At 44.3% G+C, this 26187-nt stretch carries 25 protein-coding genes; 8 read left to right on the top strand and 17 right to left on the bottom strand.

Going from position 1 to position 26187, the window contains the following annotated elements:
• Window positions 1–183 precede the first annotated feature (183 nt).
• From nadE to IGJ15_RS02760, 4 genes are all read right to left on the bottom strand, one after another.
• Window positions 184–1008 (bottom strand): ammonia-dependent NAD(+) synthetase, encoded by an 825-nt coding sequence (gene nadE, locus IGJ15_RS02775; protein WP_010749896.1) that lies wholly within the window; start codon window positions 1006–1008, stop codon window positions 184–186.
• Window positions 1009–1070: 62 nt separating this feature from the next.
• The gene (locus IGJ15_RS02770; RefSeq protein ID WP_010749897.1) at window positions 1071–2537 is read right to left on the bottom strand and encodes a nicotinate phosphoribosyltransferase; all 1467 of its coding nucleotides are present in this window, start codon (window positions 2535–2537) and stop codon (window positions 1071–1073) included.
• A gap of 248 nt (window positions 2538–2785) precedes the next feature.
• Window positions 2786–3139, bottom strand: a complete 354-nt coding sequence (locus IGJ15_RS02765) for a DUF1827 family protein (protein WP_010749898.1) — start codon at window positions 3137–3139, stop codon at window positions 2786–2788.
• On the bottom strand, window positions 3126–4007 hold the full coding sequence (locus tag IGJ15_RS02760) for an HAD-IIB family hydrolase (protein ID WP_010749899.1): 882 nt from the start codon (window positions 4005–4007) through the stop codon (window positions 3126–3128). The genes IGJ15_RS02765 and IGJ15_RS02760 overlap by 14 nt, the downstream gene beginning before the upstream one ends.
• A gap of 114 nt (window positions 4008–4121) precedes the next feature.
• On the opposite strand from IGJ15_RS02760, the gene IGJ15_RS02755 reads away from it, so the two are divergent.
• A complete protein-coding gene (locus IGJ15_RS02755) occupies window positions 4122–4895 on the top strand; it encodes a MerR family transcriptional regulator (RefSeq protein ID WP_010749900.1) in 774 nt (257 codons plus the stop codon).
• A gap of 61 nt (window positions 4896–4956) precedes the next feature.
• Here the strand turns inward: IGJ15_RS02755 and IGJ15_RS02750 are convergent, their stop codons facing one another.
• Both IGJ15_RS02750 and IGJ15_RS02745 read right to left on the bottom strand, forming a co-directional pair.
• Window positions 4957–5874, bottom strand: coding sequence for a LacI family DNA-binding transcriptional regulator (locus IGJ15_RS02750; protein ID WP_010749901.1), 918 nt, complete (start codon window positions 5872–5874; stop codon window positions 4957–4959).
• A gap of 13 nt (window positions 5875–5887) precedes the next feature.
• Window positions 5888–6151: a hypothetical protein gene (locus IGJ15_RS02745; RefSeq protein ID WP_005228502.1), complete on the bottom strand. Its 264-nt coding sequence runs from the start codon at window positions 6149–6151 to the stop codon at window positions 5888–5890.
• 193 nt (window positions 6152–6344) lie between these two features.
• Between IGJ15_RS02745 and IGJ15_RS02740 the strand changes: the two genes are divergently transcribed.
• The 3 genes from IGJ15_RS02740 to IGJ15_RS02730 all read left to right on the top strand — a co-directional run bounded on the left by IGJ15_RS02740 (window position 6345) and on the right by IGJ15_RS02730 (window position 8468).
• Window positions 6345–6593 (top strand): helix-turn-helix domain-containing protein, encoded by a 249-nt coding sequence (locus IGJ15_RS02740; protein WP_005234115.1) that lies wholly within the window; start codon window positions 6345–6347, stop codon window positions 6591–6593.
• Between the two features lie 176 nt (window positions 6594–6769).
• Entirely contained in the window at window positions 6770–7705 is a 936-nt protein-coding gene (locus IGJ15_RS02735) for an ABC transporter ATP-binding protein (protein ID WP_005228500.1), read from the top strand.
• Entirely contained in the window at window positions 7698–8468 is a 771-nt protein-coding gene (locus IGJ15_RS02730) for an ABC transporter permease (protein WP_005228499.1), read from the top strand. The genes IGJ15_RS02735 and IGJ15_RS02730 overlap by 8 nt, the downstream gene beginning before the upstream one ends.
• A 53-nt stretch (window positions 8469–8521) precedes the next feature.
• Here the strand turns inward: IGJ15_RS02730 and IGJ15_RS02725 are convergent, their stop codons facing one another.
• Window positions 8522–10351 carry a glucose PTS transporter subunit IIA gene (locus tag IGJ15_RS02725; protein WP_010749902.1) on the bottom strand — a complete coding sequence of 610 codons (1830 nt, stop codon included), beginning with the start codon at window positions 10349–10351 and terminating at the stop codon, window positions 8522–8524.
• Window positions 10352–10641: 290 nt separating this feature from the next.
• Between IGJ15_RS02725 and IGJ15_RS02720 the strand changes: the two genes are divergently transcribed.
• On the top strand, window positions 10642–11841 hold the full coding sequence (locus IGJ15_RS02720; RefSeq protein WP_010749903.1) for an enolase C-terminal domain-like protein: 1200 nt from the start codon (window positions 10642–10644) through the stop codon (window positions 11839–11841).
• Between the two features lie 95 nt (window positions 11842–11936).
• Here IGJ15_RS02720 and IGJ15_RS02715 read toward each other — a convergent pair whose 3' ends face one another.
• The 5 genes from IGJ15_RS02715 to IGJ15_RS02695 form a co-directional block, all read right to left on the bottom strand.
• On the bottom strand, window positions 11937–12644 hold the full coding sequence (locus tag IGJ15_RS02715) for a GntR family transcriptional regulator (protein ID WP_010749904.1): 708 nt from the start codon (window positions 12642–12644) through the stop codon (window positions 11937–11939).
• Window positions 12641–12967, bottom strand: coding sequence for an MGMT family protein (locus IGJ15_RS02710; protein ID WP_430599268.1), 327 nt, complete (start codon window positions 12965–12967; stop codon window positions 12641–12643). Before IGJ15_RS02710 ends, IGJ15_RS02715 begins: the two co-directional genes overlap by 4 nt.
• Window positions 12968–13106: 139 nt before the next feature.
• A complete protein-coding gene (uxaC, locus tag IGJ15_RS02705) occupies window positions 13107–14495 on the bottom strand; it encodes a glucuronate isomerase (protein ID WP_081116057.1) in 1389 nt (462 codons plus the stop codon).
• A gap of 16 nt (window positions 14496–14511) precedes the next feature.
• Window positions 14512–15588 (bottom strand): mannonate dehydratase, encoded by a 1077-nt coding sequence (uxuA, locus tag IGJ15_RS02700; protein WP_010749907.1) that lies wholly within the window; start codon window positions 15586–15588, stop codon window positions 14512–14514.
• 3 nt (window positions 15589–15591) lie between these two features.
• A complete protein-coding gene (locus IGJ15_RS02695) occupies window positions 15592–17187 on the bottom strand; it encodes a mannitol dehydrogenase family protein (protein WP_010749908.1) in 1596 nt (531 codons plus the stop codon).
• A 188-nt stretch (window positions 17188–17375) separates the two neighbouring features.
• Here IGJ15_RS02695 and IGJ15_RS02690 point away from each other — a divergent pair, with 188 nt between their 5' ends.
• Window positions 17376–18044, top strand: coding sequence for a GntR family transcriptional regulator (locus IGJ15_RS02690; protein WP_010749909.1), 669 nt, complete (start codon window positions 17376–17378; stop codon window positions 18042–18044).
• Between the two features lie 97 nt (window positions 18045–18141).
• Here the strand turns inward: IGJ15_RS02690 and IGJ15_RS02685 are convergent, their stop codons facing one another.
• Both IGJ15_RS02685 and IGJ15_RS02680 read right to left on the bottom strand, forming a co-directional pair.
• Window positions 18142–18978 (bottom strand): YitT family protein, encoded by an 837-nt coding sequence (locus IGJ15_RS02685; protein WP_010749910.1) that lies wholly within the window; start codon window positions 18976–18978, stop codon window positions 18142–18144.
• A 79-nt stretch (window positions 18979–19057) separates the two neighbouring features.
• The gene (locus tag IGJ15_RS02680; RefSeq protein ID WP_010749911.1) at window positions 19058–19957 is read right to left on the bottom strand and encodes a cation transporter; all 900 of its coding nucleotides are present in this window, start codon (window positions 19955–19957) and stop codon (window positions 19058–19060) included.
• A 322-nt stretch (window positions 19958–20279) separates the two neighbouring features.
• Here IGJ15_RS02680 and IGJ15_RS02675 point away from each other — a divergent pair, with 322 nt between their 5' ends.
• Window positions 20280–21071, top strand: coding sequence for an L-threonylcarbamoyladenylate synthase (locus IGJ15_RS02675; RefSeq protein WP_174273011.1), 792 nt, complete (start codon window positions 20280–20282; stop codon window positions 21069–21071).
• Window positions 21072–21177: 106 nt separating this feature from the next.
• Here the strand turns inward: IGJ15_RS02675 and IGJ15_RS02670 are convergent, their stop codons facing one another.
• Complete coding sequence (locus IGJ15_RS02670) at window positions 21178–21495, bottom strand: hypothetical protein (protein ID WP_010749913.1); 318 nt, start codon at window positions 21493–21495, stop codon at window positions 21178–21180.
• A gap of 513 nt (window positions 21496–22008) precedes the next feature.
• Here IGJ15_RS02670 and IGJ15_RS02665 point away from each other — a divergent pair.
• A complete protein-coding gene (locus tag IGJ15_RS02665; RefSeq protein WP_010749914.1) occupies window positions 22009–22326 on the top strand; it encodes an RNHCP domain-containing protein in 318 nt (105 codons plus the stop codon).
• 208 nt (window positions 22327–22534) lie between these two features.
• Here IGJ15_RS02665 and IGJ15_RS02660 read toward each other — a convergent pair whose 3' ends face one another.
• Complete coding sequence (locus IGJ15_RS02660) at window positions 22535–24304, bottom strand: ABC transporter ATP-binding protein (RefSeq protein WP_010749915.1); 1770 nt, start codon at window positions 24302–24304, stop codon at window positions 22535–22537.
• A gap of 2 nt (window positions 24305–24306) precedes the next feature.
• Window positions 24307–26016, bottom strand: a complete 1710-nt coding sequence (locus IGJ15_RS02655) for an ABC transporter ATP-binding protein (RefSeq protein WP_010749916.1) — start codon at window positions 26014–26016, stop codon at window positions 24307–24309.
• Between the last annotated feature and the right edge of the window lie 171 nt (window positions 26017–26187).

The raw sequence follows: 26187 nt of genomic DNA, 5'->3' as shown, positions 1-26187 counted from the left end.
TTCCTCCTTTTCTACACGTTCTAGGTACCCTCGTATTTTATGCTTTCGAGGCAAGAAAGTAAAGCCGAGGTAAGAAGCTTTTGTTATTTTTAAAGAAAGCAAGCCTCATAAAAAAAGAGTCTAAGGTTTCTTGCCCCCTAGACTCTTCTTTCTATCCGAATGGAACTCAATCACTGGTTTCGTTTATTTCCAAAAATCATCAAAAATCGTGACTGGCAAGTGGCGTTTGTGTTGCGTTTTGTTCCACCAGTTTTCAATGGTTTGTTGGGCTTCAGCCGAAATTTCCTTGCCTTCTAAATAGTCATCGATGTCGTTGTAGGTCACTCCTAAAGCTGCTTCATCTGCCACTAAAGGTTTGCCATCTTCCAAGTCCGCAGTTGGGACTTTTGTATACAACGCTTCTGGCGCGCCTAAGTATTGCAAGAGTTGACGGCCTTGGCGTTTATTCAAACGAAATAGTGGTAAAATATCGGCTCCGCCATCCCCATACTTCGTAAAGAAGCCGGTGATGTTTTCCGCAGCATGATCTGTTCCCAGAACAGCCCCTGCTTTTTCACCCGCAATGGCATATTGCGTGATCATCCGTTGACGGGCTTTGATATTGCCTTTGTTAAAGTCGGAAACCGCTAACCCTGCTTCTTCCACCGCTTGTACTTGCGCATCGACGGCGGCTTTGATGTTTACCCGCAGCTCAATGTCTGGTTGGATAAACGCTAGTGCTTTTTTGGCATCTTCTTCGTCTGCTTGTTCCCCATAAGGTAAGCGTACCCCTATGAACTGATAGTTGGGATTCCCAGTTTCGCTGCGCATTTCCTCCATCGTCAATTGCGCAAGCCGTCCAGCTAACGTCGAATCTTGTCCACCACTGATCCCCAAGACAAACGTATGCAAGAACGGATTCTTTTGCAGATACGCCTTTAAAAAATCAATACTCTTACGAACTTCTTCTTTCGGGTCGATGGTCGGTAAGACTCCTAATTCTTTGATAATTTCTTGTTGCATGGTCATAGAAACGCCTCCTCTTATTTTTTGAAGCAGCTGACTGATCCTAGGACCAGCGCAGTTGCGGATTACAAAATCGCGCCATTGGTTTGTTTGCGTACTTTTTCAATCGTGCGCATTTTATGATCCCAGCATTCTTGCGAAAGATCGACTGGGTATTTCTGTGGATTCAAGTCACGTTTGTACTCGTCCCAAAGGGAATCCAAGCAATTCGTCGCATAGGCTTTGATGTGTTCTAAGTCAGGCACTTGATACACTTGCTGGCCATCCACAAAGATATCTTGCAACAATGGTCGCGCATCAAAGTTCGTCACTGTTTTGTTGATAAAGGTATGAACAGGATGGAACATGAACAGTTCGTCTGCTGCTTGTGGATTTTCTTCCCATAGCGTGACATAATCGCCTTCTGACTTGCCGTCAGATTTACGGGTGATCCGCCAAACTTGTTTTTTCCCAGGGGTCGAAACCTTTTCAGCATTGCTGGATAATTTGATGGTGTCGATCATTTCTCCCTGCTCATTTTCGATGGCCACCAGTTTATAAACCGCGCCTAATGCCGGTTGATCGTAAGCGGTGATCAGCTTGGTGCCGACACCCCACACATCGATTTTCGCCTTTTGCATTTTCAAGCTTAGAATCGTATTTTCGTCTAGATCATTGGAAGCATAGACTTTGGCTTCCGTGAATCCCGCTTCATCCAGCTGTTCACGGACTTTTTTCGAGATATACGCCATATCGCCGCTGTCGATCCGCACACCTAAGAAATTGATCTTATCCCCCATCTCTTTGGCCACACGAATCGCATTTGGCACACCTAAGCGCAATGTATCATAGGTATCGACTAAGAATACGCAATCTTTGTGGGTTTGGGCATACGCCATAAATGCATCATAGTCATTGCCGTAGGATTGCACGAGGGAATGGGCGTGGGTTCCGCTGGCTGGGATGCCAAAAATCTTCCCTGCCCGCACATTACTCGTCGCATCTGCTCCGCCAATATAAGCCGCTCGGGTCCCCCAAATGGCTGCATCCAATTCTTGTGCCCGCCGTGAACCAAATTCCAACAAGGGATCCGTGCCGATCACGGATTTGATGCGGGCAGCTTTCGTGGCGATCAGTGTTTGGAAATTGACCATATTCAGTAACGCCGTTTCGATCAACTGTGCTTGTGCCAACGGCCCTTCTACTTGAATGATCGGTTCATTGTTGAAGACTAAATCGCCTTCTAACGCAGAACGAACGGTACAAGCAAACTTGAACTCCTTTAGATACTCTAAAAAGGCTTCTGGGTAGCCGCCAATTTCTCGCAAGTAGGCAATATCCGTTTCTGAAAAGGATAAATCGTTCAAATAGTCGATCAATCGTTCCAGACCGGCAAAGATCGCATAGCCGTTTTCAAAAGGCATGTCACGGAAATAGCATTCAAACACCGCATTACGATCGGCTCTGCCTAACTCCCAATAGGTTTGCATCATGTTGATTTGGTAGAGATCGGTGTGCAGCGTCAAGCTGTCATCTTTAAATAATTTCTGCATGTTCTTACTCCCTCTAGCTTACTTCTTCTCATTATAGCAAAAAAAACACAAAAGACAGAAAATCTTGTTTTTTTCAAAAAAAGTTGGGTTTTTGCTAGTACAAGGCAATCCATCTGAGAACAAATTGCTCAAAAGCATGGGTCAGCCTCCTACTTATTGGCGCATCATTCCTGCGCACGTATAAGGTCGCCCCTTTGTTCAACGTTTGATTGCTCTTGCAACGTGCATGTCCCAACTTCTTTCAACTACTATTCTTTCACAGGCAATTGAACAAGAATGACATCTTTCCTCGGTTTAGAAAAGGTGATGCCTCTTGCTTCCATTTCTTTACGAATATTAACATTGACGGTCACGTCTTTGCGATCGACCTTCAGCAAACGATGAATCGCTGTGTCGACTTCTTCCCGACTGATTTTCTTTTTATTGTTGATCAATACTAAAGAAATCGTATCAAAACTATCCACATAGAGAATCTGCGTCCGATCAAGCGAGTACAATTTATAGTATTTGATCGCTATTTTGTCGAATAGATACTTGGAGATGTTCGGGTAAAAAGTTTCCATATTTAGATTTTGGTTTACTGGGGTTTCAATCAACTTCATGCACAACATCCTCTCTCGAAACTAATTCTGTTAAAATAAAGCGGCCAACACCGCCATCTTCCGCGCGCTCAATGGTTCGATCACAAACTGCTTTGATCGCTGGGCTGGCATTTGCTACAGCCAAAGAAACATCCACCGCTTCAAACATCGCAAGGTCATTTTCACCATCACCGATCCCGTAGCTTTTGGCAGCGGGAAAAGCTTCTAAAAAGGAACGGATCGCGGCACCTTTGGTCGCCAATGGATCAACGATCTCCAGTGTTTGGACAAAGGATTGAAAAATCGCAGCCGTTTCTGATTGGATCATCTCCCGCAGCCGTTCTCTTTTTTCGTCTGACGCTTCCATCAGTTCGATTTTGATGACCTTTATCTCTGGATGTTCCTTCATGAACTGCAGCACGTCGTCTTTATGAAGACATTCGTTGTAAAAGAACTCATATTTGTAGTCAGCGATGATTTGTCCTCGCTCCCCTAACTCCGCGAGTAACTGCTTGCGGCTTTCTTGAAACTGCGCTTCATACAAATGCGCTTGTGGGGAAATGATGCCATGGTCAGTATGTAAGAAATAAAAAACCTCTTCTGTTTCTAAGATACCAATCACTTGCGCCAATGTCTTATAGGGCAAGGTATGCGTCAAAACAGGCGCTTCTCCTTTTAACATCAGACCAGCGCCGTTTCCAAAAATCACATCGCAGGAAAGGCCTTCTTCCGCCATCATATCTTGAACAAGCTCAAATCCTCGCCCTGTGACAAACACAAAGTGATCCCCTTGGTCTTGCAAACAACGGATGGCTTCTTTATTGATCTCATGAATCGGGTGCCCCATTTCTTGGAACGTCCCATCAATATCAGAAAAAACTATTTGCATCTTATCTTCCTTTCTTTGTTATAATTATAGCACATTTTAAAAAACGCAAAAAAATTTTCTTGACTTTGTCGTTACGTCAACCTTTAGGATACAGGTGTAAGGAGGGAAAAGCCGATGGAATATACGATCAGTGCCTTAGCTAAACTGTCAGGAGTCAGCAGCCGTACCCTGCGGTATTATGATCAGATCAAGTTGTTACAACCGCAACGCACCAACTCAGCTGGTTACCGTATCTACGGGAGACAGGAAGTCGATCGCCTACAGCAGATTTTATATTTTAAGTCTTTTGGGCTGTCATTAGAAACAATCCGCGGAATCTTGTATGAGCCACAAGAATCGATCCAAACGGTCTTGTTGCAGCATTACCAACAGCTTTTACAAGAGCGAGCAGCCCTGGACAGTCTTTTGACCACCTTAGCGCAAACAATTGATTATTATGAAGGAGAAAAGACGATGACCGATCAAGAGAAATTCCGTTATTTTAAGGAACAAAAAATTCGTGAAAACGAAGCGAACTACGGTGCCGAATTACGAGAAGCCTACGGTGAGGAAATCATCGAACAAAGCAACCAAAAGTGGCAGCAGATGACCCAAGTCGATTATCAAGCACTGACCGACAACGAAAACCGCTTGTTGCAGCTGATAAAAGAGCTATTGAATGAAAAGGAAGGGAAACGAATCCCTTCTGACAAAGCCGAAAAGGCTTTTGCTGCGCATCAAGCATGGCTTAAACAAGCAGCGCCCTTTTACTCAGCAGAATATCACCGATCTTTAGGGGAAATGTACGTTCAAGACGAGCGTTTTACCGCCTATTACGATCAAAAAGCAGGCGTCGGCAGCGCGCAGCTGTTGAAACAGATCATTGACCATTACACCAAATCCCATTAAAAAAACGATGCGCAAGCACTGCCCGCTCAGGGGCACTGTTTGCGCATCGTTTCGTCTGTAGCTATCGTTTGATGAACTCATAGGGCATGCGATAGTTGCCGCTTTTTTCCATTACCGCCAATTGGACGGCGGTCTCCCCGCAAGCTTGCAAGTGATGATCGATCGTTGAAAGCTGCAGCAGCTCGCTGATGTATAGATTGTCCCGTCCAATCACGAGCCATTCTCCCGGCGCCTGCGACTGAATCCCAGCAGCAACATGATCCCCATTGGTGAAAATCGCTTCGACTCCTTTATCTGCAAAATAAGCAGCCGCTTCTTTGCCATCTTCTTCCGTCAAGCAATCCCAAAAAATCAAGTCTTCGGAAAAGGTCGAAAAATAGTCATGAGCCAAACGGACCGTGATTTTTGAATTGCTGCTGAGCTTGCGGCTACGTCCCAATGTCACGCCGATTTTCTGGATGCCTTGTTCCTTAAAATACGTGAAGACCTCCTTGATCGATTCCTCTCGATCGATATAAGTGCAGCCGTCAGTCAAATACGAGATATTTTCACAAAAGACGATGCGTCCGTATGAACGATAAGGCAATAAGGTTTCGATCGGATTCGCCCGCGAGGTAATGATCAAAGCATCAAAGCTTTTCGCCGCAAATTCTTGCAAATATGCTTCCTCTACTTGCGGATCATAGTTCGTGGCTAAAAGCGTCACCTTATAGCCACGAGCAAACGCTGCTGTCGTGATGCCGCTCAATAATCGATCAAAATAGGGATGATTGACAAACGGCAGGATCACACCGATATTTTTGGTTTTGCCGACACTTAATGCCCGCGCCGTGTAATTCGGAATATAGTTGACCTCTTCCATGACAGCCAGGATCTTACGACGCTTTTCTTCACTGACATAAGGATTGTTATTAATGACTCGTGAAACCGTTGAGACCGAATAGCCGGTCAAGCGTGCAATATCCCGAATGTTTGCCATGACTCACTGCTCCTTAAACGAATAATTGTTCTTTCATATAGTCTATCACACTTAGCCCACATGTATAAAATTCATAGTAATCGTTGTGATGGATAAATCCGATGCGCTGAGACCCGAAGTGTTCATCACACGTCAAGTGACTGATCTCATCCACAGGAATTTCTACTAACCGTTCTTGAAAGAACCCTTTTGGCTTCGTCAATACCAGTTGTTGTCCATCAAATGCCAACGTCACATAACAACATTCCGCACCATTTTTCTTCATGTATGTATTCATGTTTCCATCCCGCCTTCCTTTTTATAAATCAAGCATACTGTATGAAACGCGTCTCAGAGCAAGTCATTTGTTTCACTTTTTGACAAAAACCGATCGCCCTTCATGTGAATCACTTCGCATATTTTGCTTTTGTTGGTACAATAAAAAGAGAACAGTGCGAAAAAAAGCGCTATTTTTTAAGGAGGACCGCAAAGTGACATTAGAAGAAGCTTTTTTATTAGACACCTTGCGTTGCCGCTTCAAATTTTTAAGAGAAGAACGCGGATTGAGCCCAAAAGAAGTATGCCAGCATCTCGATGTGTCTTACCCCGATTACACCTTATACGAAGCAGGCGATCGCTTACCCGATGTATTGACGCTGCTACACGCAGCTTCCCTCTATAATGTTTCTGTCGATTACTTATTAGGACAGACAGAACGACCAGAACGGTATTTATGCTAACAATCGACTTTATCGAAAAAACGATCAAATGGTCGTTTTTTCTTTTGCCTCTTTTCCACTTTTCATCGATTAGCAACAATTGTTATCTAATCAAATGAAAAAAATCAAATCATGCGGTTCTTCTTGAAAAAAAATGATAGAATAAACCATCATACATAGAAGGAGTTCAAACAAACATGACCTATGCACTAGAACTAACCGATTTACGCAAAGTCTATGCTACCGGCGTTGAAGCGTTGCGGGGCATAAATTTGACGGTGGAAGAAGGCGACTTTTATGCCTTGTTAGGCCCAAACGGCGCTGGAAAGTCCACCACCATCGGCATTATCACCTCTCTTGTCAATAAATCTTCGGGAAGCGTCAAAGTCTTCGGCTACGATTTAGACAAAGAATTGGTCCAAGTCAAACAACAGATTGGTCTGGTTCCCCAAGAATTCAATTTCAATCCCTTTGAAACGGTCCAGCAGATCGTTGTCAATCAAGCTGGGTATTATGGTGTCCCTCGCAACGAAGCCATCAAGCGCAGCGAAAAATACTTGAAGCAGTCGAATTTGTGGGAAAAACGCAATGTTCGTGCGCGGATGCTGTCAGGCGGGATGAAACGCCGTTTGATGATTGCTCGTGCCCTGATGCATGAACCACGGCTATTGATTTTGGATGAACCGACGGCAGGTGTCGATATCGAATTACGGCGGGAAATGTGGAGCTTTTTGCGGGAATTGAACCAAAAGGGCACAACGATCATTTTGACGACCCATTATTTAGAAGAGGCGGAAATGCTTTGCCGCAACATCGGGATCATCCAATCTGGTGAACTGATCGAAAACACCAGCATGAAGTCCTTATTGGCAAAACTGCAATTTGAAACCTTTCTTTTTGATATCGCACCGATCAAGCAAGCACCAACGATCACTGGGTATCCGATCCAAATGGAAGATGAACAGACCATCGCTGTTGAAGTCGCTCGAGATCAAGGCGTCAACGATCTTTTTGCCCAATTCAGTCAGCAAGGGATCAATGTCCTCTCCATGCGCAACAAATCCAATCGCTTGGAAGAACTATTTTTGAAAATCACCGAAGAATCACACGAAGCGGAGGAAAACCATGTTTAGTCTTTATTTTACAGCCTTAAAAAGTTTAGCGGTCAAAGAGACCAACCGCTATTTACGGATTTGGGTGCAGACCCTCGTCCCACCCGTCATCACTACTTCCTTATACTTTATTATCTTTGGGAAAATGATCGGCAGCCGCATCGGCGAAATGGGCGGCTTTTCTTATATGGAATTTATCGTTCCTGGGCTGATCATGATGTCGACGATCACTAGTTCTTACTCTAACGTGTCATCTTCCTTCTTTTCACAGAAGTTTCAAAAAAACATTGAGGAACTCTTAGTGGCGCCGGTCCCTACCCACGTCATCATTTGGGGCTTTGTCTTTGGCGGACTTGGCCGTAGTATCTTGGTGGGCACATTGGTGACCATCATTTCCCTTTTCTTCGTCCCATTACATGTTTATTCTTGGGTCATCGTTGTCTTAACCCTTGTCATGACCGCCATCTTATTTTCATTAGCAGGGTTGCTAAATGGGATCTTCGCCCAATCCTTTGACGATGTTTCCATCGTGCCAACCTTTGTTTTACAACCATTGACCTATCTTGGAGGCGTCTTTTACTCCATCAGCATGCTACCGCCAATTTGGCAAACGATCTCCAAAGTCAACCCGATCGTGTATATGATCTCTGGTTTCCGTTACGGATTTTTGGGCACCATCGATGTCCCGATTTTCCTCTCCATCGGTATTTTGGTCTTGTTCATTGTCGTCTTATACAGCGTATGCTGGTACTTGATCCAAAAAGGCCGCGGGCTGCGTAGTTAATTACAAAGAAAAAAAGATGAACTTCGTTAACGAAGCTCATCTTTTTTCTTTTATTAGGCATTCAAAACGACTTTTTCCAGTAATGCACCGGCTTGGTGTCTGCCTTCTAAATCAGTACTTCCAGAAAATTGTTGCACGCGATCCATGTTGGTGATCAAAACGATCACCATGGTTTCTTTGCCTTGCTGCTTGATAAACGGCAGATCCATTTGTGCCAGTTTGGTTTGCGGAGTGACTTGCTCCCCAGCTTTGACAAAGACTTCAAAGCCTTGACCGCCAAGGGAAACTGTATCGATCCCCATATGCACAAGAACTTCCACGCCGTTTTGGGTTTTGATCCCGACGGCATGTTTTGAAGGGAACACAGTGGTGACTTCGCCACTGACTGGTGCAAAGATTTGGCCATCTTGTGACTCGATGGCATAGCCTTCTCCCATCATTTTCGTTGAAAAAACTTCATCTGGTACATCTTCTAATGGGACGTATTCACCATGGGTCACGGCATGCAGATCCACTTCGTTGGTGTAACGATCGCCTTCTGCTGCTTGATTTGGTACCAAGAACCAGCTCATGGCAAAAGATAAGCCGATCGCCAAGATGATCCCTAGAACGGCGTAGATAAAGTATTCCCCGATATAGGCTGGCAAACTAAAGATACTTGAAAGAATGTACCCATAAATACGAACACCGAAGAAACTGATGAAGGCAGAAGCCACAGAACTACCAACTGTTGCTGCGATAAAGGCTTTTTTATACTTCGATAAAATCCCGAATAACGCAGGTTCTGTGATCCCTAACAAGCCTGAAACCGCCGACGATAGAATGATCGATTTTTCTTCTTTGGTTTTGACTTTGAAATAAATAGCTGCTGTTGCGCCGGTGATTGCCATATTTGCCATAAACATCATTGGCATCAGCATATCATATCCTTGATTGGCAAAGTTTTGCAAAGCGATCGGGGTCATGGCATGATGCAGTCCCGTGAAGATTGCGATTGGTCGAATCGCCCCTACCACGATTCCTGCTAAGACAGGCGAGATAGTGAATAATCCAGCCACGCCAGCAGCCAATAAGTTTCCTAGATGGATACTGATTGGGCCAATGACCGTTAATGTCAAGATACCAGCGACAAACAACGAAATCGTCGGTGTAAACACGGTACGCAGCACTTGTGGTAAGAGTTTATCGACCCAACGGTAAATATAACTGAGCGCCAGCACGGCAAAGATAATGGGAATCACTGTCCCTGCATAGTTAAAGACGGGTACTGGCAATACGCCGAACAAACGAAAGGCGGAAATACTCCCTTCGGCTACCGCATTGGTCATCGTTGGAAATTGCAGCGTTGCCGCGATTGCGATCGCTAAATATTGATTGGTTTTAAAAATCCGAGCGGCAGAAGCAGCAACAAAAAATGGCAAGAATGTGAATACGCCGCTCGCGATCATGTCGATCACTAAATAGGTATCTGTTTGATTAGAGATGACATTCAATGCCACCAATCCAGCCATCAATCCTTTGATCATTCCTGCGCCAGCGATAGCTGGAACGATCGGACCAAAAACGCCAGAAACGGTATCCATAAATAAGGAAACGGCTCCTTTTTTCTCTGATGTTTCCCCTTGGTTCGCTTCATCAAGACCTAATTCTTTGGCTAAAGGTGCATAATAATCAGCAACATCCGTTCCTATCACTACCTGCAGCTGATTGCTTTGATATTTTGTTCCTACGACTTTGGGTGTTTTTTCTAACGCCGCATAGTCGACTTTTTTCTCATCCTTTAAATCAAAACGCAAGCGAGTCATACAGTGCCATGCATTGTTGATATTGTCTGATCCGCCAACATCTTTAATGATCTGTTTTACGATGTCTTCTTTGGTCATCTTTTTTTCCCCCTGTTGTTTGCTAACGGTCCTGATCCATTTGACGGGCGCCCTTTCAGGTGTTTCCGTTTTCACACACATAGTAGCATGCTCACACAGACTTGTAAAACCAGTCCTTTTTTGATAAAACCAGAATAAAAACGCTATATATCAACGTTTTATTATAAAATAGGCAAAAATTGGACTGGTTTTATGGTGTATATCCAGTTTTTATTAGACCAAATTGACAGCGGTTGCCAAGCATGTTTCAATGGCTATAGCAACTAGAGACAAAAATTGGAGTGAATGAAATGACACCAACGATCATCACCGACGTCAAAGCCTTTGCGATCAAACCTGATCGTCATAACCTTGTTGTCGTTAAAGTAGAAACAAACAAAGGCGTATCTGGGTTAGGTTGCGCAACCTTCCAGTTTCGCCCACTAGCCGTAAAAACCGTCGTTGACGAGTATTTACGCCCCCTCTTACTTGGCCGCGATGCCAATCAAATCGAAGATCTTTGGCAAGTGATGAATGTCAATTCTTACTGGCGGAATGGTCCGATCACCAACAATGCCATCTCAGGAGTCGACATGGCTTTATGGGACATCAAGGGACAATTAGCCGATATGCCATTGTATCAACTGTTAGGTGGAAAAGCGCGTACGGCGATTCCCGCCTATACCCATGCCGTGGCAGATAATCTCGAAGACCTTTATCAAGAAATCGATCGCTTCTTGGCTGAGGGCTATCGCTATATCCGTTGCCAATTAGGCTTTTATGGTGGAAATCCTAGCCAACTGCAAACACCCGATCAGCCCATCGCTGGTTCCTATTTTGATCAAACAGACTACATGGACACAACACTGAAAATGTTTGCTGCGATCCAAGAACGATACGGCAATCAATTTCAAATGCTGCATGACGTGCATGAACGGCTGCATCCAAACCAAGCGATTCAATTTGCAAAAGCCGCTGAGCCTTTCAATCTCTTTTTCCTAGAAGATATTTTGCCGCCGGATCAAAACAAGTGGTTGCAGCAACTCCGCAGCCAGTCGGCGACCCCGATCGCGACCGGCGAATTGTTCAATAATCCGATGGAATGGCAAGAGCTAGTCAAAAATCAACAGATTGACTTTATGCGTGCCCATGTCTCACAAATCGGTGGGATCACGCCAGCATTGAAATTGGCTCACTTCTGCGATGCGATGGGCATTCGGATCGCTTGGCACACGCCGTCTGATATCAGCCCTGTCGGCTTAGCCGTCAACACCCATCTAAATATCCATCTCCACAATGCCGCGATCCAAGAAACGATTGCGATCCCAGCAAATACCCAGTCGGTCTTTGGTGGTAGTCCACAACCTGAAAACGGCTATTTTTATCCCATCGAGAAAAGTGGGATCGGAATCACGTTCGATGAAGCAGCAGCTTCGGAATTTCCCGTGGTTTACCGTCCTCACGAATGGACCCAGAGCCGTACACCAGACGGCACTTTGATCACTCCTTAAACACAACAAAAGACATCCCCTGTCCAATCGACAGGGGATGTCTTTGTTCTCTCTGGGTAAAGACGACGCAACTGGCACATTTGCTTTCCTAAAAATCAATCGATGCGTGAGCGATGGATCTCACGGTCAAAGGGACGGATGTAGGTCACGGCATAATCAATGGCAACGATATTGCTGAACTCATACACGCGGCCGTCTTCTAAAATCGCCCGATTGCTGATCTGCATTGCCGGTGTTCCCCGCTTGCACAATAAAATACCCGATTGCGCGGTCGATGTGGTGATGGGGGTATAGCTTGTGATGTAGTGGGAAATGCGGTATCCGCAGCTTTCGACATAGCGTTGGATCGAGTGCTCCACGATTTCTTGTGTCAATTCAGGAAATAGGCTGACGGGCAATTTAGAGGTTTCCAGCTGTTCGATTTTATAATTGACGATCCGCACTCGTTCAAAGATCCAGACTTCCTCGTCTGGGCCTATTTGGAAAATCTGCTGTTCATCCAACGTTGCTGCCGCCTTATTCAAGGAAATCATTTTGGAATGGATGCGGTCATAAGGGGTGCGGGTCAAGGAATTAAAGATCATTGGGTTTTTGACCCATTTTTCATGGATAAAAATCCCTGAACCTTGTACCACTTTGACGATCCCGATCTCTTCAAGGTTTTTGATTGCTTGCTGGATCGTAAACCGCGAAACGCCATAGGTTTGCGCAAGGGTTCTTTGGTTGGGTAATTTGCCGGCAGAAAATTCTTCCTGATAGATTTTACTCAACAGATCTTGCACGATAAATTCACGTTTTTTCATAATGGCTCCTTCATTTGAGCGGGAGCGATCTCGCTCATGGACCAACTGCAAGCCTTCATATCGATACGACCACTGGCTTTGAAGACCACCCCTTCATCGACGAGTGCTGCTTTTCGCCCATTGGCGGTGGGACCAACTAAGACGCCATCTGCCCGCACGACTCGATGGGCAGGGACATCCTGAGGGCTCAAGCGCATCGCTCGACCGACTGCTCGCGCGCCGTTGATTTGTCCCAATTTCCACGCAATCTGACTATAGGAGACGACTTTACCAAAAGGGATCTGCCGCGCCAGCGCATAGACTTTTTCATAGAATGGATTCATACTGTTCGCTCCTTCTTTGATTCTTTCTATCATAGTACTGGATTCCCTGCCAATAGTAAATGAACAGACGCAACTTTAGCAATAGCCATACAAACACTCGATTCCTTCTCTAGCAAGCCAAGAACGAATCGAGTAGTCATTAGTTTGGAAAATCAAAGTAGGTTTTCGCATTGTGATAAGAGATATCTGCGACGATCTGCCCTAAATATATTTCATCTGCTGGTAGTTGTCCGTCTTCTACCCATTCACTGATCACCTGACACAAAATCCGCCGGAAATACTCGTGGCGTGGATAAGACAAAAAGCTGCGAGAATCCGTCAGCATGCCGACGAAGTTTCCAAGAATCCCGCCTTCTGCTAGGGTCGTCAACTGATATCGCATACCAGAATACGTATCATTGAACCACCAAGCAGAGCCTAATTGCAGCTTGCCTTTGCTCTCTTCTTGGAACGCCCCCATCAGCGCAGTCAACACTGGATAATCTTTGGGGTTCAGTGAATACAAAATCGTCTTCGGCAATAAGCTTTCCGCCTGAAGCTGCGCCAATGTCCGACTTAAGCCGCTCGCTAGACGATCGTCCCCCATCGCATCACCGCCGCTATCAGGTCCTAGTTGTTGGAAAAGTTTTTGACTGTTGTTGCGAGTCGCCATCAGATGCAATTGCGCGGTCCAACCTTGCTTCGCGTATTGGCGCATCAAGTCAATCAGCAAGCCGGTTTGAAACTGTCTGATTTCTTCATTAGTCAGTGTCCCAGTGGTCAAACGCTTCTGAAAAATCGCTTCAAGTGCAGCGGTATCGTAGGCTTCCTCTCCAAGACGTGATAGACTGTGATCTGCTAAACGACAGCCCCGTTGCTGGAAGTAAAAAATACGTACGGCCAATGCTTCAACCAGCGTTTGATAGCTAGTGATTTCTTTGTTCGCAGCTGCAGCCAATTGCTTAAGGTATGCTGGAAATTCTGAATTCTGCAGATTGATTGCTTTGTCAGGACGAAAGGTAGGATACACAGCAAAGGATTCTTCTGCCAGCTTTTGATGATACGTCAACGAATCAATGGGATCATCCGTCGTACAGATCACCTCAACGGCCATCTTTTTGATCAGCCCTCGTGGTGAAAATTCCTTCGTCTGCAACTGTTGATTGGCTTTTTCCCAAATGCTTGCTGCATTGGCTAGTGTCAACCGCTCATCCATACCAAAGATTCGCTTCAATTCCAAATTGGTCCAGACATATAATGGATTGCCAATGCAAGCCTCCAAGGTCTGCGCCCAAGCACAGAATTTTTCGTAGTCATCAGCATCGCCAGTGATCAAAGATTCTGCAACACCATTGGCTCGCATCAAGCGCCATTTGTAATGGTCCCCCGCCAGCCACGCTTGGGTCAGATTGGTGAAGTTTTGGTCTTCGAAAATCTCTTTCGGATCTAAATGACAATGGTAATCAATGATCGGCTGCTTTTTTGCATACCCATGGTATAACTCTTTGGCAAAGCTGTTTTTCAAAATAAAATCGTCAGTTAAAAACATTTCTTCGCTCCTTTTCTTAACGCCCCACGCTCTTGTCGATGGCTTCCCACAACCCTAATAAGTAGGAAGCGCCGATCGCCCGATCATATAAGCCATAGCCTGGACGTCCCGTTTCTCCCCAGATCATTCGCCCATGATCTGGTCGAATATAGCCGTCAAAGCCATTTTTGTACATCGCTTCTAGGATCTGATACATGTCTAACGAGCCTTCAGAGGAGAGATGCGGTGCTTCATAAAAGTCTTTGTCATTGCCCAAGTATTGAATGTTACGAACATGGGCAAAAGGAATCCGATCCCGGCGACAAAACTCAGCCAAAATCTCATAGACATTATTGGCTGGGTCTTCGGCGATACTGCCAGTACAAAGTGTGATGCCATTTGACGGACTGTCGACCACGTTACAGACCCAATCCAGATCATCACGGTTTTTAACGATACGCGGCAGACCAAAAATCGAATAGGGAGGATCATCTGGATGAACAGCCATCTTGATGCCGACCTCTTCGCAGGTGGGAATGATGGCTTTTAGGAAATAAGCAAAGTTTTCTCTTAATTTGTCATCATCGACATCCTTATACGCAGCAAACAATTCTTTGACATGTGCCAAACGTTCTGGTTCCCAGCCTGGCAAGGTATAGCCAGAGCTTGACTCCTCAACTTCTTTGACGATCTCTTCTGGGTCTTTGTCGATCCCTGCTTTTTCAAATGCCATCGTAGAAGAACCATCGGCTAAGCGATAATCGAGATCCGTTTTGATCCAATCAAAAATCGGCATAAAATTATAGCAGATCACTTCGATTCCGTATGCTGCCAAATTACGAATCGTTTCTTTGTAGTTTTCGATATACAGGTCTCTCGAAGGCAAGCCAATCTTGATGTCATCATGAATATTGACACTTTCGATCACCTTCAGAGAAAGTCCAGCTGCTTCGACTTCTTCCACGAGCGCCTTGATCCGTTCTTTGGGCCAAACTGCCCCAGCAGGCAAATCAAAAAGTGTGCCGACGATGCCTTTCATCCCAGGAATTTGACGGATATCTGCTAACTTGATTTTATCGTATTCTTTTCCATACCAACGAAATGTCATTTCCATTTTTTATTCGATCCCTTCTACTGTTTCATGTAATGTTTTACGAACTGCGCCGGTTCCTGTTAGCATCTTAGCGAACAAGTGACCCACGTTTTCAGCGATTCCTGCTTGATAGAGATCCAAACCAAAAATCTGCGGATTTGCTAAGATTGGTCGAATGATCTCTTGAACATCGGCGGCTGACCCCAACTGACACTCATGTAAAATCTCTTGCAATTCTGCTAAGAGGGGATCAGGACTTGGGACAAATGGATGGCCTTCATCATCGATCGCTAAGAGATAACGCAACCAGCCAGCAATCGCTAAAGGAATAAAAGTCAGCTCAGAAGCCGAGCCTTCTTTCTCCACATACTTTTTGATGGTTTCACCAAAACGGATGGCGATTTTCTGTGAGGTGTCTGCGGCGATGCGCTGGGGGGTGTCAGGAATCAGCGGATTCGGTAAACGAAGACCGACCACCTCATCGATAAATTTCTTTGGCTGAATGATCTCAGGATCTTCCACTACCGGCAAGCCTTCACGATAGCCGATTCCTTTGATCAAAGCGACAATATCTGGATCGGTCATTTCCGCAGCAATGGATGTATAGCCGAGTAAACAGCCGAACAAACTCATTGCCGTATGCAGTGGATTCAAACAAGTTGTGACTTTCATACTATCGGTTTTGTCTACGATCTCTCGACTCGTCAAGATCACCCCCGCTTTGTCTAAATTCGGGCGACCGTTCGGGAAATCATCTTCAATCACTAAATAATGAGTCGCCTCTGTATTAGCAAACGGAGCGATCATCGTTCCTTTATCGGTCCGAATGACTGGCAGCTGCTGAATGCCAGCTGCTGCTAATTCTTCTGCAACTGCTGTTGAAGGATTTGGCGTGATCCGATCGATCATTGACCACGGAAACGTCACTTGCGCGTTGTTTTCTAAGTATCGGACGAACGCTTCTGAAATATGCCCCAGCTTTTGCCACTCTTTTGCGATGGTGACAATCGCAGCTTGGAAACGGAGCCCATTTTGCGAAAAATTGTCGGTAGAGACCATAGCGATCGGAAGAGCCCCTGATTGAAAACGATCCCATAAAAAGCTAGCCAAAATGCTCATTGTATGGTTGACCTGATGAGGACCCGCAGCGAGATCCGCTTGGACGACAGGCAAAAAATTCCCCTGACTGTCTTTTAAGCCATAGCCTTTTTCTGTGATTGTTACGGTGACCAATTGTAGTGACGGCTCACGAAATACTTTACGTATATGCTCATAACTCGCAGTGCGGGAAGGATGGCAATAATAACTAGCCGCCGTTGATTGGAGCAATTTTTTCTCCAACCGTCCCCCTTCGTGCATGATCACTTCTAAAATGTCATTCTCGTAAGGCGCGTACACTTGATCGATCACTTGTTCATCAAAGGTTTCACACACTACGATTCCTTTTGACAACGCTTGTTGATCGATCAACGTTTGGGCTACTTCTGCGTGAAATGCCCGATACAAATTTCCCCCACCAAAGTGTAGCCATTGAAACTGAGTATCTGATTGATCCCTCACTTCTTTGGGAACGACCGGCATCGTAACTCCTGCCTGCTTCAAGGCAGCAAAATCAAACATCCTACTTCCTCCTTTTTCTTAAAAATGATATATTAGTATTCTAGTTCATTCCATACTGAATTGCAAGCCTTTACAAAAGGTTATTCAACTTATATACTAGTTTTATTACTCAAAACTATCCCTAGGCACTTTCCTTCAGAGTTTTTCTTTCGAAGGGAATTGAATGCCTGATACAGAAAGAAGCGTTTATGTTGAACCTTACAAATTTTCAATCACAAGCTTATGAATCAATCAAAGAGTTGATCTTAACCGCCAAACTGATTCCCGGTCAAAAAATATCTGAAAAGGAATTGGAGCAACGACTAACCATCGGCAGGACGCCGATCCGCGAAGCAATTATTCGTCTGCGCCGTGAAGCACTGATCCATGTCGTTCCCCAAAGCGGCACCTATATTTCTAAAATCAGCATCAAACAAATTGAAGAAGCTCGTTTTGTCAGAGAGACGCTTGAAAAAGAAGTATTCGTAGCTGCCTGCCAAGCCGTTACAGAAGAACAACTGAAAGAACTAGAAAAACTCGTTATTTTGCAGCGGACCTATGCCCAATTGAAGGATGAAATCGAGTTTTTCCAACTCGACGAGGCCTTCCATCAGTTGATTTATAAAATCGCCGACAAAGAAAATGTCTGGAATTGGCTACAAACGATCAATCTGCCATTAAATCGCTTCCGCTTCTTACGTTTAGAGGTGGAGGAATTGTCTTGGGAAATTATTTTGCGAGATCATGAAGAAATCTTAGCAACCTTAAAAGAAAAAGACCAAGCCAAAATTGCTCCCTTGGTCGGGCAACACATTGATGTCATTGATAACGATCTGGTTTTTGTGGAAAAAGCCTTCCCCGATTACTTTACGGAGTAAAGCTATTTGAAAATCATGGATCTTAAAAACCACCCTCGTCGAGTAGATAGCCTACTTGACGAGGGTGGTTTCATACGCTGAACAAGCGAGAATACGCTCATTCGATCGGGTGATAACTAAAGCCTTGCCCCAGTACTTCTGAGACATTATTGACGATCACAAACGCTTTTGGGTCAATCGTCTCAATGATTTGTCTGATCTGCATAAACTCTTGGTCGCTGGCAACGATCAGCAGCACTTGCTTGTCGGCTTGCTGGTAACCGCCTTGGGCAGCCAACAGGGTCGCACCCCGAGCTGTTTTATCAAAGACCGCTTCTCGAATCTCATTCACGTGGTTCTCACTTAAGATCATGATAGATTTCTTTCGGTTAAAGCCGGTTTCAATGTAGGTCATCACACCAGAGGTGATCACGATCGATAAGATCGCAAACAAGAACTCTTCAAACCCGAAAACGAACAAGTTCATGGAAACAACGATCGCATCGGTCGCCAGCAAGCCAATCGCTGGATTCAAATTAAAGTATTTCTTGAAAATCAGCGGTGGAATCGTTGTGCCGCCGCTGGAAGACTGATTTTTGTACAAAATCGCTACTCCTAAAGCAAAAATCGCACTGCCAAAAATCACGGAAAGCAACCGGTCTTCAGCCACCATATATTCCGGAACTAAAGCAATTGCTACTGGAAAAGCAAAACTACCATAGAGGACTTTCATAAAAGGCCCCTTCCCTAAAAAGGCATAGGCAAGAATAAGCATGAGAATATTCAAGACCATGATCACAGCCGCTCGATCCCAACCGAGTGCTGACTCTAATAAAATACCGATTCCGCTGACACCGCCAGCTGCCACATGATGCGGTCCTAAAAATAAATTGATGCTTGCCGCTAACAAGAAAAGTGCTGCGGTGATTTTTCCATAGGCTTTCAGAATTGTCATTTGTTTCCTCTTTTCTCTGTCATTTTCACGGTTTATTCAAGCTGCTTTGCAGCCATTCTTACTCCTCACTATACGCCCATTAGATGTCACCGACAAAATTTATGTTTAGCCAGAGGGAATAACCAGAAATCTGTTGGCTGATTGCCTGATTCAATCGTTCTCGCAAGGGATCTTGCTGACCTACTGTATCGAGAGGAGTTGCAGGTAAAATCACTACATCTAATTCCACAATGACTTGATTACCGACTTTGGCGGTACGTAACACAAAGTCCACCACTTCTTCTGCGCGCAATTCTTTTTCAACGATCGTCATGATGGTCTCCCGCAGTTCTTCTTTTGGGGTAGAGGAAGTCAATTCTAAAATCGCTGCTTTCAACTCTTTTATCGAAAGCTGGATAAAGAACAAGGTGATCCCGATGGAGATGATTGGGTCGACATACATCGCAAAATCCCCATAGGGACTGGCTTGGATCAGCCAGGACACAAGAAATGAACCGACGACACCCAGACTAAAGAAAAAGCCGAAACGCCATTGTTCTAGTTCCACCCAATAAAAGGGATGGGTCAGTGGTTTCTTTTTTAAGTACAAGTAAAAAGAGAAACAGTAGATCGTACCAACCAGCGAGAAATACAAACCGATTGGATCAATCATGCCATCACTGACGTGTAATAAACTAAAAGCAGATTCAATGATCCCATAAATTGAGATCAGCAGGATGATACTATATTGAATAAATACCACTAATGGCATCAATGCCTCTTTACCGAATGGAAAACGTTCAAAATCTTGGGCTTGGATATATTTTGCCACGTACAAAGCAATCAGTGACATCACTGCACCAATCAATGTATAGACCCCATCTAACAAGAGGACGTTATAACTGACCAGCAACCCAAAAAGCAAGGCACCGCCACCATAGATACTCCCAGCGACAATCGATGCCAACAAAAGCTTGCGTATTTTTTTCTTTTCACTCATGATACTCCTCATCTTTCACAAAAAAACTATTCTTTTGATTGCGTTCTTCCATCTATAAGCCTATCTTCCCATATAAATAACATGAAAAACAGTCAATTTTTTCATACAAAGCGGAAAAAAATAGTGTTGCTGTCAATCATTCACTCTATTCTCTAGTGATGCATATTCGATCTTTCTATTCCACTCTTTTTACATTCTGGTGTAAATCCCCTTGACTACGCGGATTGATTCCCTTATCATCAAGGGTAACCATATTCAATCAGAATTTTCAGAATATTCCGTTATATTTTTCATAACGGCGATTCATTGGAAGACAGGGAGGATGAAGAGAGTGAATGAAGCAAAACAAGTCCCATGGACAGGAGAACCAAATCAACGTGCGATCAACTATTTGAATGAAGAAGGCAAAGTGATCGTTTGCCCAACCAAAGTCGGCTATATCATTGCCGTCTCTGATAAAAAAGGGCTGGAACGCAAGTTTTCAGCGAAAAATCGCAAGCGTAACAAACCAGGCGTCGTTCTTTGCAGCTCATTGGAACAGCTACATGAATTAGCCGAACTAAATGCGGAAACCGCCGCCGTTTACGAAACTTGCTGGAACAATGACGTGTTATTCGGTGCGATTTTGCCTTGGAAAGAATCAGGAAAAGCCTATATCCCAAATGATGGTTCAGAAGAATTGATGACGGACGTTCGGGGAACCAGCTGTTTTGTGATCAAATTCGGTGTCCCTGGTGAGCAGATTTCAAAAGAATTTTGGGATCAGCAAAAGAAATTGCTTTTCGCCAGCTCAGCGAACCCTTCAGGCAAAGGAAACCGCGGACTTGTTGAAGGGATCGGCGAACAAATCGCGCAAGAAGCCGATCTAATCATTGAAGGCAACGACTATGTTGCATCGATCCAACCAGACAAAACGCTGGAAACCCGCTATGAGCAAGGAGTCATGGTTTCTTTCGTTGATAAAGACGGCAACTTGATTCCTGAGCAAGGAGACCAACGCTCCATCACACCCGCACCTGTCTTGATCCGTAAAGGACTCGATGTTGAAAAAATCCAAATGTACCTTTCTGATTACTTCAACTCATGGGACTATCGCCACGGGGAGTACTATTGATCTTTCATTGTCAACAAGGAACCGAAGAACCAGCTAGCTGCCCTCCTTTTCAAGGAGAACCACTCAGCTCGTTCTTCGTTTTTTTAATTGAAAAAATACTTTTCTTCTATCGTTTTTCTTTCAAAAGCTGAATGATCTCTGCCTGCTGTTTGATGATCGTATCTTGTTGCTTGATTTTAATCCAGTTTTGATCGATTTGGATAGCTGCTCCGAGATTTTTGTAACTAAGGTTGGGGATCTCCATGAAATGTATTCGGTGTGCAGATAAGTCATTAAAGATCTGGACAGACAGACCATCACTCAATTCATGGATCTCTTTTTCTTCAAGATATTGGTTGATCAGATTTTCTACAGTCAAACGCTTTTTTCGTTTCTTGCCTTGTGTACCATTCGAATTTTCGGATTTCTTGTTCGTACCAAACATTTTTGTTCTCCTTTCGTTAGGTCATCCTTCCTTCATTTTGTGATTCCGTGTCTCTTCTTCAGTGACCAAAATAAAATCGAGCGAAACCTACATGTAAATATTTTGTCACAAAATAGCATTATTATCTACATATTATTGTTTTTAACGATAAAAAAGGAATGAATTACGATCAGGTTTCATCTGTCTTAGAATTCCAACTCTATTTCTGCTATAATACCCTCGTAAACACATAGGAGGTACTCGATGAAAAAGCATTCCTCAATTGCTTTCTAGGGGACGACGCCAATGACAGTGACTTTGGACTACACTTACTGCTGGGTTGTGGGCTGCCGCAACACAGTGCTTAGCACAAAACGAAAAAACTAAGCGTGGTACGGATTGCGAAATCGCATGAAGCTGGAAGCAGAAGTAATCGTTACGGACGGTGAATGTGTCCCTAGCCAAAGAAGCCTGATGAAGAACGAACGGAACCCTTTTCTCTCAAAAGAAATCATTCTTTTGGAGGAAAGCAAAATGAGAAAAGATGAAAATACGACCTTTGTTTGTAAAAACTGCAGTACGCCTGTGGCACCCTTGACCAATGGTTCTTACCGCAACCATTGTCCCCAGTGTCTCTACTCGTTACACGTGGATATTCGCCCGGGTGATCGTCAAAATACTTGCCATGGCTTGATGCGACCGATTGACTATCGCCAACATTCCAAAAAAGGATATCAGCTGCTGCATGAATGCACCCGCTGCAAAAACCAGCAGTGGAATATCGTGGCACAGGATACGCAACAGCCAGACCATTTTATTGAGTGGTTGGCTCAAACCGCTGCGTATCACTAAAAAACCAAAGAAGACCATGCTTAAGGCTGGTCTTTTTTGGTTATCAGAACAACGGATCTCTTATACCACTAACTGCTCATAGACATTGTCGTCATAAGAAGCGCTTGCTTTAACCTAAAAAAAAACAGCCCGCTGTTTCGTCGATTGGTTGACGAAATTGCGGGCTGTCCTGCTAGTGTCTTCTTGATGATTTTACGTTGGTTTGCGCTTATTCAAAAACGAATTGATTGTGATACAGTTCCGCATAAAAGCCGTCGGCCGCCACCAATTGATGGTGATTGCCTTCTTCAATGACTTTGCCATCCTTCAAGACAACGATGCGGTCGGCATTCAAAATCGTCTTCAAGCGATGGGCGATCACAAAACTGGTTCGTCCTTTGATCGCTTCATCCATTGCTCGTTGAATTTTCGCTTCGGTCACGGTATCAACGTTACTGGTGGCTTCATCCAAAATCAACAATTCTGGATTGGTCAAAATCGTTCGGGCAATACTCATCAATTGTTTTTGACCAGTACTGAAAAGATTGTTCTCTTCGGTGATCTCCGTGTCATAGCCTTTTTCCAACGTCATAACAAACTCATGGATATTGGCTTGTTTCGCTGCTGCAATGACTTCGGCTTCAGTCGCTTCTGGTTTCCCAAAAGCAATGTTTTCGCGAATCGTCCCTGAGAACAACACGGATTCTTGCAAAACGATTCCCACTTGAGAACGCAGCAGATCCAAGTCTAGCTCCCGGATGTCGATGCCGTCAAAGGTCACAGAACCACCATTCACATCATAGAAGCGATTCAACAGGTTCATGATGGTCGTTTTTCCTGAACCCGTCGGTCCGACTAATGCGACCATTTCGCCTTTGTTGACTGTGATCGAGACATCTTTTAGGACCAATTTTTGACTGTCATACCCAAAGTCCACATGATTCAAAGCAACCGCCTCTTTGATGCCCTTCACTTTGATCCCGTCTTTTGGTTTGACTTCATCAGGTTCATCAAACATTTCATTGATTCTGCGCGCACCGGTGATCGCCAATTGAATCATGCTGTAACCAGAAGAGATCTGCATCAATGGTTGGTAATACTGCTGCGAATACTGGACAAAGGTCACAACTAATCCTAAAGCAACAGAACGTTCTAAGTCACCGTTCAATGCTAACCAGCCACCAAAGAAAATCACGATTGCCGTGTTCAACAAGGACATCCCTTGCATCAAGGGGAAAAGCAGCCCAGAGTAGACTTGCCCTTTGTAGGTAGCTTCGCGGACTTGTTGGTTGTGGACCAAGAAACCGTCGATGGTTTCTTCTTGCAGTCCATTGGTGATGATGATTCGTTGACCACTGATTTTTTCATCAATATAGCCGTTTAATTTTCCGACTTCATCTTGCTGCAGATCGACATATTTGCGGGCTTTTTGGATCACGATCACCGCGATTAAGACCGCAATCGGGGTAGAAGCAATCGTTGCCCATGCCAATTCAACGTTTTGACGGAACATCATGATCAAGATCCCCACCATTAAGACTACATTGGTCAGCACTTGCAACAATGCTTGGTTCAGACTGTTTTGGATGTTATCCAAGTCACTGGTAAAACGGCTCAAAATATCACCGTCTTGATGAGAATCAAAGAATTTGATCGTCAATTTTTCCAGTTTATTAAATAAACCGATCCGCATTCTGTTGGTTGATTTCCCCACCACTTGCGTGAACAAGATACTATAAACAAAATTGGCTGCACTGGCTAAGACATAAAAAATCAACAATTTCCAAATGATCGATAGAAAAGCTGATTTATCATCGACCCCTTGCATCAAACCACCAACATAATTCGCCAACTCTTGGAACGCTTCTCCGACAAAGACTGGCGCTTGCACTTGCAGATACGTTGCCAGAATCACCGTCACAAAAATGAATAGAAACGACCACTTGTATTGTTTTAAGTAATGGTAGAAAAATTTACTCGCTTTGAACAAATCTGTCATGGTTACTCCTCTCCTTTCTGTGTTGCGAAGATTTCTTGATAGATGGCATTGTTATTGGCTAAAAATTCATGGCTTCCTTCACCAACCAGACGTCCATTATCTAAAACGAAGATGCGGTCGGCTTTCACAACAGAGGCAATCTTTTGCGCGATGATGATCGTTGTCGTGTCTTTTAATTGTTTTTCAAACGCTTCGCGAACCAATTTTTCCGAACGAGCATCTAATGCACTCGTACTATCATCCAAAATCAAAATTTTCGGTTCACCGATCACTCCTCGAGAAATCGATAAGCGTTGCTTTTGCCCTCCAGAAAAATTGCTGCTGCGCTCGGAGACCGGCGCTTCAAACCCAGCGGTCAATTTTTGAATAAATTCACTGGCTTGGGCGATTTCCGTTGCGCGAGACATCTCAGATTCTGAGGCGTCTTTTTTCCCTTGCCGCAAGTTTTGGGCAATCGTTCCTGAAAAGAGGATCGCTTTTTGCAAGACAAAAGCGACCGTTTTACGCAAGCTTTGTTCATTGACTTCTTTCAAGTCAACGCCGCCAACTCGCACGACACCTTCCGTTGGGTCAAACAAACGAGGAATCAGCTGCGCCAGTGTTGATTTGCCGGCACCAGTCGCCCCTACGATCCCAATCATTTCACCAGGTTTGATGGTAAAACTGATAGCCGTTAGGGCATTTTTTTCATCCCCAGGGTAACGGAAGCTGACGTTTTCAAAAGCGACACTTCCAGACAACTCTTGTTCTGGGACATCTTGGTATTGCAGATCCGGTTCGGTATCTAGAATCTCTTTGATCCGTTTAAGCGAAACTGCAGCCCGCGATGTCATCATCATCATCATGCCGCCGATAATGATCGCCATCATAATTTGCATCAAATAATTCATGAATGAGGCAATTCCCCCAATCAAGGTTGGATCATCTTTCGCTAGATCACTGACAAAGAAGATCGCGCCAACGACGGCTAAGTTGGCTGCCAGCATAAAGGAGGGGATCATTACAGAGAACAAGGTTCCTACGATAATATTATGCTTCGTTAACGTTTCACTGACTTTGGAAAAGCCTTGTAGCTGGTTTTCTTCTTGAACAAAAGATTTCACCACACGAATCCCCATCAAATTTTCTTTGGCAATCCCATTGATTTTGTCGATCAAGTTCTGGATGATCATAAAGTGTTTGCCCATCCGTGTAAAGGAGAGTGCCGTAATCACTAAGACAGCGATAATTAGTAAGACGATGATCCACCAAAGTTGCGGCATGGTTGTCATCGCCAAAATGAAGGCACCGATAAATAAGAACGGGATGCGAAACAACGATTGCAGCGAGATCATCACTAAGTTTTGAATTTGAGTGATGTCATTGGTCAAGCGCACCACTAGGTTTCCTGCCGAGAAGGTTTCGATATTACCAAATGAGAATGTCTGGATTTTCCGAAACATCTCTTCCCGAATATCGGCACTAACGCCTTGCGCCACTTTCGCAGAAAAAATCGTGTTGATAATCCCTGCAACAAGGCCTAGCAATGCTAGCCCAATCAGCTGCATACCAATTTTTTTCATTTCATCATTGTTTTCGGTAATAATTGATTCTAGCACTTGCTGCAAGAGCTTCGGCTGCCATAATGCAGCAACGACCATTAAAATGACCGATAATAAGGCAATGCCGGTTGCCGCTTTGTACTTTTTGACATGGCGTAAGACCAGATCCATATACGTACCACTCCTTTTTGTTTAGCAGAAAAGACTGCCAAAAAATTTCGGTTGCACAACAATTTACCATGGATCCCGACGGGAAACAAGCGAACAAATAAAACAAAAAGAGCTTTCATGAAAGCTCTTTGAAAATATTGCATAAATGTTGTCGAAAATAACGAATAGTAA

The organism is Enterococcus sp. AZ079 (assembly GCF_050547255.1).
Classification (GTDB): Bacteria; Bacillota; Bacilli; order Lactobacillales; family Enterococcaceae; genus Enterococcus_D; species Enterococcus_D casseliflavus.
The sequence above is the reverse complement of the archived record's forward strand: the minus strand, read 5'-3'. Positions and strand labels throughout refer to the sequence as shown.